Consider the following 14,844-nt stretch of genomic DNA (forward strand, 5'->3'; position numbering starts at 1 on the left):
TGTGCCGGTGTGGTGCTGCGGCGTGTGTGCAGGCAACTTATCCGCAGAGTCACGACGGATACCTTCGGCGATGCGACAGTTGCGTTCGCCGTCAACATCGGCCCCGCGGCGTGCCGATATCGGCCACCTCCGACAGCCTTAGACATGTTAAAAAATCCCACGAAGGAGTCACTGGCATGAACAAGAGCAGCCCCGGCGCGGCCCCGGCAGCCGATACCCCTTCGGCACGTATCGATGCCCGTATTCGTGAACTCGGCGATTGGCGCGGCGAAGCGCTCGCGCAGATCCGTTCGCTGATTCGGCAGGCCGTGCCGGGCGTGATGGAGGAATGGAAGTGGCGCGGCGTGCCGGTGTGGTACAGCGACGGCATGCTCTGCACCGGCGAGACCTACAAGGCCAGCGTGAAGGTGACCTTCGCCCATGGCGCCGAGCTGGATGACCCGGCCGGACTGTTCAATGCCAGCCTGGACGGCAACACCCGCCGTGCCATCGATTTCCGCGAGGGTGAGGCGATCGACCAGCCAGCCTTGCTGGCGTTGATCCGCGCGGCGGCCGCGCGCAATGCAACGAGCCAGCCGTCGCGGAAGAAAAAATCGACATGAGCGGCGGGCGGCGCGCGCTCCGGTCCATCAGCCGAACAGGTGCGCGCCAGGCGGCTAGCGTGCCGGCTTCGCGTCCAGGCGCAGGGCATGCACGCGGCAGATGTCGACGGCGCCGAGCCGTTCGACCCGCTGGTTGCGGAACGTAATGCGCAGATCGCGCAGGCACTGGCCGGGCGGTACCCGCAAGGTGGTGGCGGTCAGGCCTCCCTGCAGGGGCTGACCGAGCGCGATGCGTTGGAACGCCTCGCTGCCGGCGGGGGCGACGGCCACGGCGGTCACGCTGTCGAACGTGGCGTTCACCAGCTGGAGGTACGGCCCGGGTGCCGTCGTGGCATCGCGATGTGGTGTGCTGGCAGCGCAGGCGGCGGTGAATGTGGTGACGAGGGCGATAGAACAGATGGCGGCGCGTGGCAGGGTCACGATGGCTCTCCGGCAAAGGGGAAGCGGGTCGCGCACCGGGCGCTCCGCGTGACCATCTGGCCGCGGGAGGCGGGCGCGGCGGAAGCGCGGTGGGACGAATCGTCGTGACGGCGTGACCAATCGCAGCAGGGCGGCGCTTTGCTTTCCAGCGGCCGCGGGCTGCGCCTAGGATGCAGCCAGCTCCCCACTGGACACGCGCGATGAGGGTTCGCCTGGGCAATACGGACATCGGCATGGGCCGGTACCTCGGCCTGTGGGGCGTGGTGGCGGTGGTGTTCGCGGTGCAGGGGTACCTGCGCGATGACCTGGCCGGCCACGGCTGGGCGGCGATCGACTACCTGCGCTGGTCGGCGATCCAGTGGTACACCTGGGCGGCGCTGGCACCTCTGGTGTTCCGGCTGGCGGCCAGCTATCCCTTGCGTCTGCCCCCGCGCCTGCGCGAACTGGGCATGCCGTTGCTGGCCAGCGTGGGCATCACCGCGGTGGCGCTGCTGATCGGCGCCATGGTGTCGACGGTGTTCGAACCCAGCGGATTTGGCGAGCAGTGGCGCCAGTTCGTGGGCCAGCACGCGGCCACCGGCATGTTGACCTGCTGGGCGCTGTTCGTGATCCAGCAGGCGATGCAGTTTCGCGAAGAGACCACGCGCCGCGAACTGGAAGCCAACCGACTGGCTTCGGAGCTGGCGCAATCGCGTCTGCAGGTGCTGCGCACGCAGCTGCAGCCACATTTCCTGTTCAACACCATGCATGCCATCGCGACGCTGTTGCACGAAGACGTGCCATCGGCCGAAGACATGCTGCTGCGCCTCAGCGACCTGTTGCGCGCGTTTCTGGAAGACTGCGAAGGGCAGGAGATCACGCTGCGGCAGGAACTTGTGCTGCTCGATCTGTACCTCGGCATCCAGCGCATCCGCTTCAAGGATCGCCTGGGCACCCGTATCTATCTCGCCCCGGACACGCTGCGCTGCGCGGTGCCCAGTCTGATCCTGCAGCCGATCGTGGAGAACGCGATACGCCACGGCATCGGCGAGCGTCTGGGCAGCGATTGCATCGAGATCGAAAGCCGCCGTGAGGGTACCGAGCTGTGCATCGAGGTGCGCAACCGCAACAGTGTGCTGGAGCCGGGCGACTCGCCGTCGTCAGGCCACGGCATCGGTTTGTCGAACACCGCGCTCCGCCTGCGCGAGTTGTACGGCGACCTGGCCGAGGTGCGCCTGGACATGCTCTGGCCGCAAGGCGTGTCCTGTCGCCTGCGCCTGCCGCTGCGCGAGATGGAGGAACTCGACGATGCGCCGGAGGTGGCTGCGTGAAGCTGGCCGTGCTGGTGGTGGACGACGAGCCGCTGGCGCGGCAGGCGATCGCGCGGCTGTTGCGCGACGACTCGGAGGTGGCGCAACTGGACGAATGCGGCGACGGCATCGCCGCCGTGCAGGCGATCCGTCGCGGCTCACCGGATCTGGTCTTTCTCGACATCCAGATGCCGGCGATGACCGGTATGGACGTGGTGGCGGCGATCGGCGTGGAGCAGATGCCGGCCACCGTGTTCGTCACAGCCTACGAGCAGTACGCGGTACGCGCGTTCGAAGCGCATGCGGTGGATTACCTGGTCAAGCCGTTCAGTCGCGAACGCTTCGCCCATGCGCTGGCGCGGGCCAAGACACGCCTGGCCGGTGGCGCCGGGGCGGCCGTATCCGCCCGGATCATGCAGGCGCTGGACGCGCTGCGTCGGCGCGACGATTACCTCGAGCGCATCCCGGTGCGCGAGGGCGAGCAGGTGGTGTTTGTCGATGTCGAGGACATCGTCTGGATCAAGGCCAGCCGCAACACCGTGCTGATCCACCTGGCCGATCGCGTGCATGAGCTGCGCGAGACGATGGCGACGCTGGCCGAGCGGCTCGATCCAAGGCGTTTCGCCCGCGTGCATCGCTCGGCCATCATCAACGTGCGCCGCGTCGAGGCGGTCCATCCGTGGTTCAACGGCTATCACGTGGTCACCATGGATACCGGGCAGAAGCTGCGCATGAGCCGCTATCAGCACGAGGCGTTCCTGCGGCTGGTTTCGCTGTCGCGCGAGGCGCCCACCGACTGAGCCGCGCCCGGTGGGCCAGACGATGCTAATTTGCGCGCTTTCCCATCGGCCCGCCGGAGTTCCTCATGTCCCTTGCCACCTCTTCCTCCCGGGCGACTCTCGCCCGCCGCAAGTCCCTGCGCCTGGCCGTGGCCATCTCGACGGTGCTGGCGGCCGCTGTCGCCGACGCGCAGCCGGCCTGGAGGGACAACGTGCCCGCGCCGCAGGACACGCCGTACCCCGGCACGGTGAACTTGCAGGTGGACGCCAGCGATACAGTGCAGGGCATCTTTCGCGTGCGCGAGTCGATTCCCGTGCAGCCCGGCGCGCTCACGCTGCTGTACCCGCAGTGGATTCCCGGCGATCACTCGCCCACCGGGCCGATCGCCATGCTCGCCGGGCTGCGGCTGAGCGCCAACGGCCAGCCGCTGAAGTGGATACGCGACAAGTACAACGTCTATGCCTTCCACCTCGACGTGCCGGCGGGCGTGTCGACCGTCGAGGCGCAGTTCCAGTACCTGTCGCCGCGCGATGGTGGCTACGAGATCACCGACCGCATGATGGACATGGAGTGGAGCAAGCTGGCGCTGTATCCAGCCGGCCACTACACCCGCGGCATCACCTTCACGCCGAGCCTCACGCTGCCGCACGGCTGGCAGTTCGGCACGGCGCTGGAGACCGCTTCCACGTCGGGCGACACCACCACCTTCAAGCCGGTGACTTTCAACAACCTGGTCGATTCACCGGTGTATGCGGGCCAGTACTTCAAACGCGTGGACCTCACCCCGAAAGGTGGCGCGCCGGTGCACCTGGACATCGTGGCCGATGCGCCTAAGTACCTTCAGATCACGCCCGCGCAGCTGCAGGCGCACCGCAACCTCGCCGCGCAGGCGACCACGCTGTTCGGCTCGCATCACTACGACCACTACGACTTCCTGTTCTCGCTGTCCGACCAACTCGGCGGCAACGGCACCGAGCACCATCAGTCCAGCGAGAACGGCCTGGGCGCGGACTACTTCACCGCCTGGGACGACAACGCACCCGGCCGCGATCTGCTCGCGCACGAATACACTCACTCGTGGAACGGCAAGTTCCGCCGTCCGGCCGACCTGTGGACGCCCAATTTCAACGTACCGATGGGTGATTCGCTGCTGTGGGTGTACGAGGGGCAGACGCAATACTGGGGCTTCGTGCTCACGGCCCGCGCCGGCCTATGGTCGCCCGAGCAGTTCCGCGACGCGCTGGCGATGACGGCGGCCAACTATGACCGTAACCGGGAGGGGTTCGCCTGGCGCACCATCACCGACACCACCAACGACCCGACCGCCGCGCGTCGCACCGGCCTGCCGTACCGCAGCTGGCAGATGAGCGAGGAGTACTACAGCGCCGGCCAGATGGTGTGGCTGGCGGTGGACGCGAAGCTGCGCGAGCTCACCCACGATCGGAAGTCGCTGGACGATTTCGCCCGCGCCTTCTTCGGCGTCGACAACGGCAGCTACGTGACCAGAACCTACAACTTCGACGATGTGGTGGCGGCGCTGGACGGCGTGGCGAAGTACGACTGGGCGAGCTACCTGCACGCGCGCGTCGATACGCTCGATCCGCCGCTGCTGGACGGCCTCGCTGGCAGCGGCTGGAAGCTGGTGTACACCGAGAAGGAAAGTGACTACGAAAAGCAGTACAACAGCCGGCCGCAGTCCTCGCGCCACATGTACAACTTCAGCTGGTCGATCGGCCTGACCGTGGCGGGGAAGGGCGCGGTCAACGACGTGCGCTGGGACGGCCCGGCATTCAAGGCCGGGGTGAGCACCGGTGCCACCATCGTGGCGGTTAACGGGCAGGATTACAGCGACGACGTGCTGAAAAACGCGATCACCGCGGCGAAGTCGGACAAGGCGCCGATCCGCCTGCTGCTGAAGTTCCAGGGCGGCTACCGCACGGTGTCGGTGGACTACCACGGCGGCCTGCAGTACCCGCATCTGGTACGCGTGCCGGGCACGCCCGACTACCTCAGCGAGATCATCGCCGCGCGCAAGTGATGGCGATACCGCCCGCGACCTGAGTGGTCATGGCCGCGCCAGTTGATCTTGATCAGCTGGTGCGGCGTTGGCGGTGGGAGACTATGCTTTGGCCGGCAGGGGGATGTCGGCTCGTACACGGTATCTCTACGGGGCGGGGCGGGAGGCGGCGATCATGCGTAATGGATGGCGCGGTGCGTTCGTCATGGGGCTGGAAGTGGTCGCGCTCGGCATGGGCATCGCCTGGGCCGGCGGCGGCTTGATCACGTTCAGCGGAGCGGTGGTCAATCCCACCTGTCAGGTGGCGGTGCCGGGGCTGCCCGAGTTGCATCCCGGTGCGACGCCGGTGCGCGGCGTATGCCGCGCGGCATCTTCGTCCGCCGATCCGGCGCCGTTCGAGCGCGTGGTGGTGCGGCTTTCCGATCACGAGCGTATGCCGCTGCTTTCCCACTTCAGCGACACAGCGGCAGCGGCCTCGTCCACCGGTGAGCGCCCGATGCTGGTGGTGCAGACCTACGAGTAGCGTGCCGGTGACGGTTCGGGTGCGCTAAGTTGGGCATTCGTTCCGGCGCGTGCCGGTGCCGCTCCTGCTCGAGGCTGCTTGCATGAAGTGCTGGTTGTTCGCGTTACCGCTGGCCGCGTTGGCCCTGTCGTCATGCAGTACATCGGCGCCGCGGCCGGGGCCGCAGCCAATCAATCCTTTGTACATCGCGCCGCCGGCGACGCTCGACAGCGAGCAGATCGTTGCCCTGCAGCAACAGCTGTCGGACTGGCCACAGCTAGGACGCTACCGCGAAGAGAACGCGAAGCTGGCGCCGCCAGCGCCTGGCGAACGCCGCGTGGTGTTCTACGGCGACTCCATCACCGATGCGTGGGGACGCGCTGCGGGCACCACGTTCTTTCCGGGCAAGCCGTACGTCAACCGCGGCATCTCCGGCCAGACCACGGCGCAGATGCTGGTTCGCTTTCGCCAGGACGTCATCGGCCTGCGCCCTGCGGCGGTGGTTATCCTCGCCGGCACCAACGACATCGCCGGCAATACGGGACTGGCCACCCCGGAGATGATCGAGGACAACTTCCGCTCGATGACCGCGCTGGCGCAGTCCGCCGGCATCCGGGTGATCCTGGCTTCGGTGCTGCCCACCACGGACTACCCGTGGCACCCCGGCTTGCAGCCGGCCGGCAAGATCCGTGCGCTCAACGCCTGGCTGAAATCGTACGCGGCGTCGCGCGGCGCCACCTATCTCGACTACTACGACGCCTTGGTCAACGCGCAGGGTGGGATGGATACGCGGCTCGCCCGCGATGGCGTCCATCCGACGCCAGCAGGCTACGCCATCATGACGCCGCTGGCACAGCAGGCGATCGACCAGGCGCTGGATGCGCCAGACGCCGGCCCAGGCAAGTGACCGACCAAGGCACGACCAGTGGTACGTTCCCAGCCGCTAAGCCAATCGCTTGATGGCGCCACGGCCGCGAACGGCACGCCGAGCGTTGCTGCAATCAGCGACTGCCCTCGCGCGCCATTGAGGCGCGGGCACGCCGCTGCTTGGCGAGCGTCGGGTGCGTCTCCGGCATGGTCAGCAGGACCGGCAGCACCGCCAGCGCGACCGCGGCGATCATGGCGCCGGGCACGGCGACCCAGCCGGTGCGCTGCACCAGCAGTTCGGCGAGGAAGGGCGTGAGTCCGCCGAACAGTGCCGTGGCCACGGTGACGCCCAGCGCGAGGCCGCTCAGCCGTCCCTCGCCAGGGAATTGCTCGGCTGTAGCAGGCGCGCCCACCGCGCTCACGCCGCCAGCCAGACACGCCAGCACGATCGCGCCGATGGCGATGAATCCTTCGCCGCCGCCACCGGCCATCAGGCCGAACATCGACAGCGGCAGCAGCATGGCCGCCACGCCCAGCCCGATCAGCACGGGCTTGCGTCCGACCCGGTCCGACAGCGCGCCGGCGAGCGGGGTGACCGCGATGACCGCCACCGCCGCGATCGTCGACAGACCCAGCGAGCGACCCTCGGCGACGATGCCCGAGCCGCTGAGGAACGCCGGCACGTAGGTGATGCCGACGTAGTAGGTGATGGATCCCAGCGCCGAGATGGCGAACGTGCGCAGCAACGCCGAGCGGTGGTGGGCAAGCGTATGCCGCAGCGGCGAGTCCGGCACCGTGCGCTGTGCCTGCTGGCGCAGGAATTCGGGCGATTCCTGCATGGTGGAGCGCGCTATCCACACGCTGCCGGCCAGCGCCGCGCCAATGAAGAACGGAATGCGCCAACCCCAGGCCGCGAGCTGCGCGTCGCTCATCAAACCCACGGTAAGTGCCGCCACGACCACCGCCAGCAGTGCACCGACTTCGCTCGCGGCCGAGGCCAGCGAGGTGATCAAGCCCCGCCGCTCGGCCCGTGCGCCCTCCAGCAGGTAGGCGACCACGCCGGTGTATTCGCCGCCCACCGAGAACGCCATGAAGCAGCGCAGCACCAGCAGCAGGCCGCCGGCCACCGGGCCGATCGCCGCGTAATCGGGCAGCAGCGCGGTGGCGAGCATCGCCAGCGTCATCAACATCATCGACAGCAGCAGCGTGCGCTGGCGCCCCAGCCGATCGCCGATGTGGCCAAACACCATCGCCCCCAGCGGACGCATCGCATACGACACCGCAAACCCCGCCAGCGTGGCCAGCAGCGACTGGCTGTCGCCGCCGAAGAACACGCGCGACAGCACCGTGGCGAAATACAGGTACAGCGTGAAGTCGTACCACTCCACCACTGTCGACAGCGCCGCCACCACCATGGAGGCGCGTGAGATCTCGGCGGGACGCGACGTGCCGGGCGTACTCATGCAGGCAAGTTACCGGGAGGCGAGGGATCGACCGATGGTAGCCGCTTTGCGCCGTGCCCTCGGCGCAGTCACCAAGGCTTGTCCACGCAGCATGACGTGGTGGCGTAATGCTACGCGTCCCGCCACCACGTCAAAACTTCCAGCCTTCCCCTTCTAGAGCGCCTTGCAGGATGGCGGCAGCCACTTGGGTGGCAACTCGCCGCCGCATTGCCAGTGGATCACGCCCTGGCTCACATACGGCGCAAGCACCAGCGAGTGGCTGCGCATGGCCGGGGCGACAAAGCTCAATGTGAGCTGGCCGTTTTCACCCAGCGTGATGCCTGCAACGGTCCGGTCAGGAGTGATCGAGCCGAGGCCGGCTTGCTCAAGCGAGGCAGGCCACTGCTGATGAGTCATTGCGTACTGAGCGACGGCGCTGCGATAGGGGGCGCTCTCGGTCATCGCCGCGGCGACCGCGGCGCGGTTGACGTAGTCCTGGTAAGCCGGGATGGCGATCGCCGCTAGGATCGCCACGTACGCCACAACGACCAGGCCACCAGCGAGCCCCATGCCGGGAATGCGAGGCAACAGCAGGCTGATGAAAAAGGCCAGCGGATTGCGACCGCCAAGCTTTGGCTTGCGCCGCTCGGTCAGCGCGCGCAGCCATGCTTGCCGCTTGTTGAGCCACGGATAGTCGCCGACGAGCTCGTGCAACGACATCCAGAATCCGGGGCGCGGTGCTGCACTGGCGCCGAAATCTTCCAGATTCACGGACTTCCAGCGTCGCTTGCCGGCGGCGAGTGCGACCAGGCCGTACTGAGCATCTTCGGGGTTTTCGCACACGGCGAGGCCGTGGCGATCGCAGGTGTATTCGCGTGCTCGCGAATAGGCGGCTCCGAGCATCGGCAGGAACAGCGCCGGCGCGAGGATCTTCGCCCAGGTAAGGTGGTGGCGACGAAGGTGACCGAGCTCGTGGCCGATGTAGAAGTCCAGCGCGCCGGGACGATCTTCCATCGAGTCGACCACATCGGAGAGCAGTACTACGAAGTCCCTGCCAAGGAACCGGGTGGCGAAGGCATTCAGCAAGCCGTTGCCGTTGACCAGATAGGCCTCCGGCACATTCGGCAGACCCAGCTGGGTCGAGCAGCGATACAGCCGCTGATAGAGGTCGGGCATCTGCCTGGAGCTGATGCGGATCGCATTGCCACGCAGGTGTGCGATCAGTGCCGAGTGAGCGATGAGTGCGAACAGCGCGATCAGCAAGATGTAGATCAGCACGATACCCACCGTGCCAATGAGCAATAAGGCCCAGATGATGATGGACAACGCAAGCGCAATGGCGCGCAGAGTCGTCTCGTTCCTGTAGACGAGGTCGGTCACTTCGGTTTTCTCCCCTGTGAGGCGCATCCCCTGACGCGCTTCATGAGTCTAGGCGAGTGCCGCAGTGGCGACCACCACTGCCCCGGCGAATGGCCGCTACCGCGGCGAACTCGCCTTGACGAAATCCACGAACGCCCGCAGCGGAGCGGGCAGGTGCTGGCGGCCGGGGTAGTAGAGGTAGGGTCCGCTGAAGGGTTGCCACCAGGGCTTGAGTACGGGCACGAGGGCGCCGCTGTCGAAGTGCGGCTGCAACCAGGCTTCGAATAGGTGGATGATGCCGAGTCCGTCGAGCGCCGCCTGCAGCTTCAGATCCACGCCGCCGCCCAGCCGCACGAGCAACGGACCATCCGGGTCCACGCGCACGATCTCGCCGTTGCGTTCGAACTCCCAGGCAGGGATGTGGCCGCTGGCGAACTGCCCGCGCAGGCAGGTGTGTTCGAGCAGGTCCCTGGGATGCCGAGGCCGGCCGTGTTCGGCCAGATACGCTGGCGAGGCGGCGGTGGCCATGCGCTGCACGCGCGGGCCGATCGGTACCGCCACCATGTCCTTCTCCAGCCGCTCGTCGTAGCGCACGCCGGCGTCGCAGCCAGCGGCGAGCAGGTCGACGAAGCTCTCCTCGACGATGACTTCGAGCCGGATTTCCGGGTACGCCTTCAGGAACGGCGTGACGATCGCCGGCAGCACCAGCCGCGCCACCGTTGCTGGCACGTTGAGCTTGAGCGTGCCGGCCGGGCGGTCGCGGTAGTGGTTGACTACGTCCAGCGCCGCTTCCACTTCACCCAGTGCAGGGGCCAGCCGTTCGGCCAGCCGCGCGCCGGCTTCGGTGGCGATCACGCTGCGCGTGGTGCGATGTAGCAGCCGCACACCCATGCGCGACTCCAGCCGGCGCACGCTCTCGCTCAGCCGCGAGGCGGAGTTGCCGCTGGCGCGCGCGCCCTCGCGGAAGCCACCGGCACGCAGTACGGCAAGGAAGGCGAAGAGGTCGCGAAGCTCGGTATCCATTGTGCGCAAATCCGTACGGGTTGTACCGATTGTGGCGAATTATCAGAACGGAAGTACGCGCCTAGAGTTGTCGACCAACGCGGCATCCCCGCCGCATCGGCAACGGAGCACAGCATGACCACGCAAGCGAACGCAGGCCGCTTCACCCTCGGGCATCGCCCCGTGAACCGCATGGGCTACGGCGCCATGCAGCTGGCTGGGCCGGGCGTGTTCGGCCCGCCGAAGGACCGCGATGGCGCACTGGCCGTGCTGCGCGAGGCGGTGGCCAGTGGCGTGGACCACATCGACACCAGCGACTTCTACGGCCCGCACGTGACCAACCAGCTGATCCGCGAAGCACTGCATCCGTATCCGGATCAGTTGACCATCGTGACCAAGGTCGGCGCGACGCGCGGGGCGGATGCGTCGTGGAACCCGGCGCAAAGTCCTGCCGACTTGACCTCAGCCGTGCACGACAACCTGCGCAACCTGGGCGTGGAGCGCCTCGACGTGGTGAACCTGCGCATCATGGGAGACGTGCACCGGCCGACCGAACAGTCGATCGAAGCGCAGTTCACCGCGCTGGCGGAACTGCAGCAGCGCGGCCTGATCCGTCACCTGGGCCTGAGCAACGCCACGCTGAACCAGGTGCACGAGGCGCGCGGCATCGCCGAGGTGGTGTGCGTGCAGAACCACTACAACCTGGTGCATCGCGCTGACGACGCGCTGATCGACGCACTGGCGGGGCTTGGCATCGCCTACGTGCCGTTCTTCCCGCTGGGCGGATTCAGCCCATTGCAATCGAACGCGCTGTCCGCCGTTGCGCGCCGGCTGGATGCCACGCCGATGCAGGTGGCGCTGGCCTGGCTGCTGGCGCGCTCGCCGAACATCCTGCTGATTCCCGGCACCTCGTCGGTGGGCCATCTGCGCGAGAACCTGGCGGCAGGATCGCTTGCGCTGGATGCGGCGGTGATGGACGAGCTGGACGCGATCGGCGCGGCGGAAACTGCAGCGCACTAAAGCAGTGATGCGCTGCTAGGAAAAAGTACGGCCCGCTCCGGTAAGGGCGGGCCGTTATCGCGCGGGCATCGACGGCTTGGTGCCCGCGGCAACGCTCAATGCGTTACCGCGCGCCGCCGGCGGCAAACAGGATCTCGCCGTTGAGCCAGTACGAATCGTCCGAGGCCAGGAAGGTGACGATGGACGCGATGTCCTTGGGCTGGCCGATGCGGCCCAGCGGCGTCTTCGCCACGGCGCCCGCCTCGAAGTCCGAACCGATGAAGCCGGCCGAGTGCGTGCCTTCGGTCTCCACCACGCCCGGGTTCACCGCGTTGACGCGGATCTTGCGCGGGCCCAGCTCCTGCGACAGCACGCCGGTGATCGCGTCCACCGCCCCCTTGGTGCCGGTGTAGACGGCGCTGGCCGCCGGCACGATGCGGGTCACCAGTGAGCTGACATTGACGATGCTGCTGCCTTCGCCCATGTGCCTGGCCGCCGCCTGGGTGACCAGCAGCAGGCCGAGCACGTTGACGTTGAACTGCTTGTGGTAGTGCTCCTCGGTGATCTGCTCCAGCGCGCCGAACTCGTAGACGCCGGAGTTGTTGACGAGAATGTCGAGACGGCCGAAATGCTCGATGGCGGCGTCGGCCAGGGCGTGGGCGTCAGCGGCCTTGGACACGTCGCCTCGTATGGCGACGGCCTTGCCGCCACCCTTGGCAATGTCCGCCACCACGGCGTCGGCGCCGGCGCGGCTGGAGGCGTAGTTCACGACGACGGCCGCGCCTTCGGCTGCCAGGGCGCGGGCGATGCCGGCGCCGATGCCCTTGGAGGCTCCGGTGACCAGGGCGACTTTTCCGGTGAGCTTGCTCATGACGATGTTCCTTGTGTGTGCTGGGAGAGGATGAACGGGTTCTTAAATGCTGTAGTTCGTAACTTATGAACTTAAGAACAAATAATCAAGGGCTGCTAGAATCGCGCCATGCGGCCCTTGACCCATCCCTCGATCGACGACGTCAGCGTGGAGGCGATCCTCCATGCGTTGTCTGATCCCGTGCGGGTGGCGATCTACGCCGAGCTGGCCGATTCGGGCTGTGCGCAGACCTGCTCGACCTTTCTCACGATCAAGGATCGGGATATCCCGAAGTCGACCCTGTCGCAGCACTTTCGCGTGCTGCGCGAGGCCGGGCTGATCCACAGCGAACGGCAGGGTGTGGAGATGCGCAACACCTCGCGCTGCGCGGAGATCGAGCAGCGTTTCCCCGGATTGATCGGCGCGATCATGGAAGCGCATCGCGTGCAGTCGGCCGAACGTGCCCGCGCCGCCAAGCGTCGCGCCAAGGGCAGCTGAGCGATTCCCCCCCGGGGGCTGCGGGCCGGTGGCGCAGGCCGTCCATGGAATAGGCATCTCTCCCGCCCAGTACCAGCGCGAGCAGGGCGGTGAGGTCGAGCCGGTCGATCGCGGTCATCGGGCTCGGCGTGCCGCTCGAATCGTCCGGGTCACCCTAGCTGCGGCTGGAGTCGTCGCTGCACCGCACGTGCCGATCGGCGATGATCGCCCGACAACTCCAGCTATGAGGTGGCAGCCATGAATGTTCGGCGCGGCGCATGCGTGTTTGCACTATGTATCGGCCTGTCGATGGGCGCGGCCGAGGCCCGGCGTGCGTCGGACGAGGCGGCCGCTATCCGCGCCGTGATGGCCGCGCAGCAGGCGGCGTGGAACCGTGGCGACGTCGAGGACTTCATGCATGGCTACAAGGACGCATCGGACACCACCTTCGTCGGCAGCACGGTGCGCAAGGGCTATCGCGCCATCCTCGCCAGCTACCGTGAGCACTATGCGACGAAGGAGCAGATGGGCCGCCTGACCTTCTCCGGCATCGATGTGCGCTTACTGCCGGATGCCAACGGCACGGTGCACTATGCCGCGGTGACCGGCCGCTTCCACCTCGATAGAGCGGCGCACGGCAGCGTTGCTCAGGATGACGGTGTGTATTCGCTGCTGTGGGAAAAGACCGAGGCCGGCTGGAAGATCATCCTCGATCATTCCAGCTGAGCGCTGTTGACGGCAGGCAGTGATCAGTCGTCCGCGGGAAGCACTCGTCGCCGTCCGCTCTGCTTGGCCCGGTAGAGCGCGGCGTCCGCGCGATCGAGCGCGCTGTCGAGCTCGGCGGACACGTCGCAGCGGGCCACTCCCGCGGAGAAGCTCTGATCCTGCGGCGTATGGCACTGCATCTGCTCCACCAATGCCACCGCTTCGCCGACCGGGACGCCGGGCAGCAGCAGGGCGAACTCCTCACCTCCGTAACGGGCCAGTACCGCGTCACGTGGCAGGCATGCCGACCAGGCGAGGTAGGCCTCACGCAGCAGGTTGTCGCCCGCATGATGACCGTGGGCGTCGTTGAAGGCCTTGAAGTGGTCCAGATCGAGCAGAGCCAGACTCAGCGGCCGTCCTTCCTTGCCCGCGCGCGCCACCGCCGATGCCAGCGCTCGCTTCCACTGGCGGCGATTAGGGGCGCCGGTGAGTTCGTCGTAATGGGAAAGGAGGTCCAGTTGCAGCGCTTGCCCCCGCAGTTGCAGCAGCAGTCCGTCCATGCGGATCAGCACCAGCGCCGGCAGCAGGATGCCGCCAGCGGCGATGGGTACCCAGTAGGAGTAGTCCGGAGCGGCCAGTGACGCCATCACCAGGGTCACCGCCGGCATCAGCGAGCCGAGAATCAGTGCGAACAGGCGCACGCGTGGCAATGGCGACCCTGGCGATGGCGGTTCTGGCTGCCACACCTGCACGATCGCCGGATGCGCAATCGCGACCAGCGGAAGACTACGGTTGAGGAACCACAGCAGCTTGGGTAATTCGCCCAGTCCGGGACGAGTCCCCAGCATGTGCACGTTCCACAGCGGATCGCCCAGGGCCCCCATCAGCAGCGCCGCCCCGAGCACGAGGAAGGCCGGGTTGCTGCCCCGCCGCGCCGTCGTCTGTGCCACATAGAGCGCGAACAGCAGGATGCTGCCGAACGCATACAGCCCGACCAGCAGCAGTCCCTCGAGCCCGAAAGAAACATCGCGCGATGCGGGGACCATGTAGAAGGTAATCACCGGAACGGCCAGTCCGGCGGCAAAGATGGTGGCGTCGAGCAAGGCCCCGGTCGAGCGACCGACCCGCTGTCCGAGAGTCAGCAATCCTGCCGCTGCCGGAAGGTACGCCAGGGTGTAGAGCACGTCCGACAGGCCCGCTTTTGCGCCCATACCGACGATTACCGTTTCCCGGTAATAGACCAGGTCGGCCACCACGTTGCAGGTAATGCCGGCGAGCAGCAGACACCAGGCCAGCGGGGCGCGACGCCGCCAGGTCAGATACCAGGCCCCGGCCGTTGCGATGGACTCGACCAGACAATAGACAGCCCACAGCGTGTTCGGATGTCCGCGCCACGCCGGAAACAACAATCCGACCGCACCCACCACCGCGAGCAGCAGCCAGGCTGCGCGAGGAGTGGTGGGGCCAGCGGAGATTGGGCGGCTTGCTGCCTGGGCGGGCATGTCGGCAATGTAGCCGATGCCGGCCCCCTAT

15 protein-coding genes are annotated in these 14,844 nt (G+C 67.2%); 9 read left to right on the forward strand and 6 right to left on the reverse strand.

Annotated elements, in window-relative coordinates; genetic code table 11:
- The first annotated feature begins 176 nt into the window (after positions 1-176).
- Positions 177-602: a DUF1801 domain-containing protein gene (locus ACTHJF_RS03795; protein WP_440265920.1), complete on the forward strand. Its 426-nt coding sequence runs from the start codon at positions 177-179 to the stop codon at positions 600-602.
- 54 nt (positions 603-656) lie between these two features.
- On the opposite strand, the gene ACTHJF_RS03800 is transcribed toward ACTHJF_RS03795, so the two are convergent.
- Positions 657-1,022 (reverse strand): hypothetical protein, encoded by a 366-nt coding sequence (locus ACTHJF_RS03800; RefSeq protein ID WP_440265921.1) that lies wholly within the window; start codon positions 1,020-1,022, stop codon positions 657-659.
- Between the two features lie 200 nt (positions 1,023-1,222).
- Here ACTHJF_RS03800 and ACTHJF_RS03805 point away from each other — a divergent pair, with 200 nt between their 5' ends.
- The 5 genes from ACTHJF_RS03805 (at position 1,223) to ACTHJF_RS03825 (ending at position 6,517) form a co-directional block, all read left to right on the forward strand.
- A complete protein-coding gene (locus tag ACTHJF_RS03805) occupies positions 1,223-2,332 on the forward strand; it encodes a sensor histidine kinase (RefSeq protein ID WP_440265922.1) in 1,110 nt (369 codons plus the stop codon).
- On the forward strand, positions 2,329-3,111 hold the full coding sequence (locus ACTHJF_RS03810) for a LytR/AlgR family response regulator transcription factor (RefSeq protein WP_440265923.1): 783 nt from the start codon (positions 2,329-2,331) through the stop codon (positions 3,109-3,111). The genes ACTHJF_RS03805 and ACTHJF_RS03810 overlap by 4 nt, the downstream gene beginning before the upstream one ends.
- 65 nt (positions 3,112-3,176) lie before the next feature.
- Positions 3,177-5,129 (forward strand): M61 family metallopeptidase, encoded by a 1,953-nt coding sequence (locus ACTHJF_RS03815; RefSeq protein WP_440265924.1) that lies wholly within the window; start codon positions 3,177-3,179, stop codon positions 5,127-5,129.
- Between the two features lie 154 nt (positions 5,130-5,283).
- On the forward strand, positions 5,284-5,631 hold the full coding sequence (locus ACTHJF_RS03820) for a hypothetical protein (protein WP_440265925.1): 348 nt from the start codon (positions 5,284-5,286) through the stop codon (positions 5,629-5,631).
- 82 nt (positions 5,632-5,713) lie between these two features.
- Positions 5,714-6,517: an SGNH/GDSL hydrolase family protein gene (locus ACTHJF_RS03825; RefSeq protein ID WP_440265926.1), complete on the forward strand. Its 804-nt coding sequence runs from the start codon at positions 5,714-5,716 to the stop codon at positions 6,515-6,517.
- Positions 6,518-6,611: 94 nt separating this feature from the next.
- On the opposite strand, the gene ACTHJF_RS03830 is transcribed toward ACTHJF_RS03825, so the two are convergent.
- From ACTHJF_RS03830 to ACTHJF_RS03840, 3 genes are all read right to left on the reverse strand, one after another.
- Positions 6,612-7,940, reverse strand: coding sequence for an MFS transporter (locus ACTHJF_RS03830; RefSeq protein ID WP_440265927.1), 1,329 nt, complete (start codon positions 7,938-7,940; stop codon positions 6,612-6,614).
- Between the two features lie 153 nt (positions 7,941-8,093).
- Positions 8,094-9,299 carry a M48 family metalloprotease gene (locus ACTHJF_RS03835; protein WP_440265928.1) on the reverse strand — a complete coding sequence of 402 codons (1,206 nt, stop codon included), beginning with the start codon at positions 9,297-9,299 and terminating at the stop codon, positions 8,094-8,096.
- Between the two features lie 96 nt (positions 9,300-9,395).
- Entirely contained in the window at positions 9,396-10,301 is a 906-nt protein-coding gene (locus ACTHJF_RS03840) for a LysR substrate-binding domain-containing protein (RefSeq protein WP_440265929.1), read from the reverse strand.
- 114 nt (positions 10,302-10,415) lie between these two features.
- On the opposite strand from ACTHJF_RS03840, the gene ACTHJF_RS03845 reads away from it, so the two are divergent.
- Positions 10,416-11,300 carry an aldo/keto reductase family oxidoreductase gene (locus ACTHJF_RS03845; protein WP_440265930.1) on the forward strand — a complete coding sequence of 295 codons (885 nt, stop codon included), beginning with the start codon at positions 10,416-10,418 and terminating at the stop codon, positions 11,298-11,300.
- A gap of 103 nt (positions 11,301-11,403) precedes the next feature.
- Here ACTHJF_RS03845 and ACTHJF_RS03850 read toward each other — a convergent pair whose 3' ends face one another.
- Positions 11,404-12,150, reverse strand: coding sequence for a glucose 1-dehydrogenase (locus ACTHJF_RS03850; RefSeq protein ID WP_440265931.1), 747 nt, complete (start codon positions 12,148-12,150; stop codon positions 11,404-11,406).
- A 108-nt stretch (positions 12,151-12,258) separates the two neighbouring features.
- Between ACTHJF_RS03850 and ACTHJF_RS03855 the strand changes: the two genes are divergently transcribed.
- Both ACTHJF_RS03855 and ACTHJF_RS03860 read left to right on the forward strand, forming a co-directional pair.
- Positions 12,259-12,627, forward strand: a complete 369-nt coding sequence (locus ACTHJF_RS03855; protein WP_440265932.1) for an ArsR/SmtB family transcription factor — start codon at positions 12,259-12,261, stop codon at positions 12,625-12,627.
- 237 nt (positions 12,628-12,864) lie between these two features.
- Positions 12,865-13,332 (forward strand): YybH family protein, encoded by a 468-nt coding sequence (locus tag ACTHJF_RS03860; protein ID WP_440265933.1) that lies wholly within the window; start codon positions 12,865-12,867, stop codon positions 13,330-13,332.
- A gap of 23 nt (positions 13,333-13,355) precedes the next feature.
- On the opposite strand, the gene ACTHJF_RS03865 is transcribed toward ACTHJF_RS03860, so the two are convergent.
- Positions 13,356-14,813 carry a diguanylate cyclase domain-containing protein gene (locus tag ACTHJF_RS03865; RefSeq protein ID WP_440265934.1) on the reverse strand — a complete coding sequence of 486 codons (1,458 nt, stop codon included), beginning with the start codon at positions 14,811-14,813 and terminating at the stop codon, positions 13,356-13,358.
- Positions 14,814-14,844 lie beyond the last annotated feature (31 nt).

The organism is Dyella sp. (assembly GCF_051962475.1).
Lineage (GTDB): Bacteria > Pseudomonadota > Gammaproteobacteria > Xanthomonadales > Rhodanobacteraceae > Dyella_A.

Excerpts from the sequence above, each read along its gene's own strand:
- ACTHJF_RS03865 (WP_440265934.1), bottom strand. The coding sequence starts at position 14,813 with ATGCCCGCCCAGGCAGCAAGCCGCCCAATCTCCGCTGGCCCCACCACT.
- ACTHJF_RS03860 (WP_440265933.1), top strand. The coding sequence starts at position 12,865 with ATGAATGTTCGGCGCGGCGCATGCGTGTTTGCACTATGTATCGGCCTG.
- ACTHJF_RS03795 (WP_440265920.1), top strand. The coding sequence starts at position 177 with ATGAACAAGAGCAGCCCCGGCGCGGCCCCGGCAGCCGATACCCCTTCG.
- ACTHJF_RS03850 (WP_440265931.1), bottom strand. The coding sequence starts at position 12,150 with ATGAGCAAGCTCACCGGAAAAGTCGCCCTGGTCACCGGAGCCTCCAAG.
- ACTHJF_RS03840 (WP_440265929.1), bottom strand. The coding sequence starts at position 10,301 with ATGGATACCGAGCTTCGCGACCTCTTCGCCTTCCTTGCCGTACTGCGT.
- ACTHJF_RS03855 (WP_440265932.1), top strand. The coding sequence starts at position 12,259 with ATGCGGCCCTTGACCCATCCCTCGATCGACGACGTCAGCGTGGAGGCG.
- ACTHJF_RS03830 (WP_440265927.1), bottom strand. The coding sequence starts at position 7,940 with ATGAGTACGCCCGGCACGTCGCGTCCCGCCGAGATCTCACGCGCCTCC.
- ACTHJF_RS03820 (WP_440265925.1), top strand. The coding sequence starts at position 5,284 with ATGCGTAATGGATGGCGCGGTGCGTTCGTCATGGGGCTGGAAGTGGTC.
- ACTHJF_RS03825 (WP_440265926.1), top strand. The coding sequence starts at position 5,714 with ATGAAGTGCTGGTTGTTCGCGTTACCGCTGGCCGCGTTGGCCCTGTCG.
- ACTHJF_RS03815 (WP_440265924.1), top strand. The coding sequence starts at position 3,177 with ATGTCCCTTGCCACCTCTTCCTCCCGGGCGACTCTCGCCCGCCGCAAG.
- ACTHJF_RS03845 (WP_440265930.1), top strand. The coding sequence starts at position 10,416 with ATGACCACGCAAGCGAACGCAGGCCGCTTCACCCTCGGGCATCGCCCC.
- ACTHJF_RS03805 (WP_440265922.1), top strand. The coding sequence starts at position 1,223 with ATGAGGGTTCGCCTGGGCAATACGGACATCGGCATGGGCCGGTACCTC.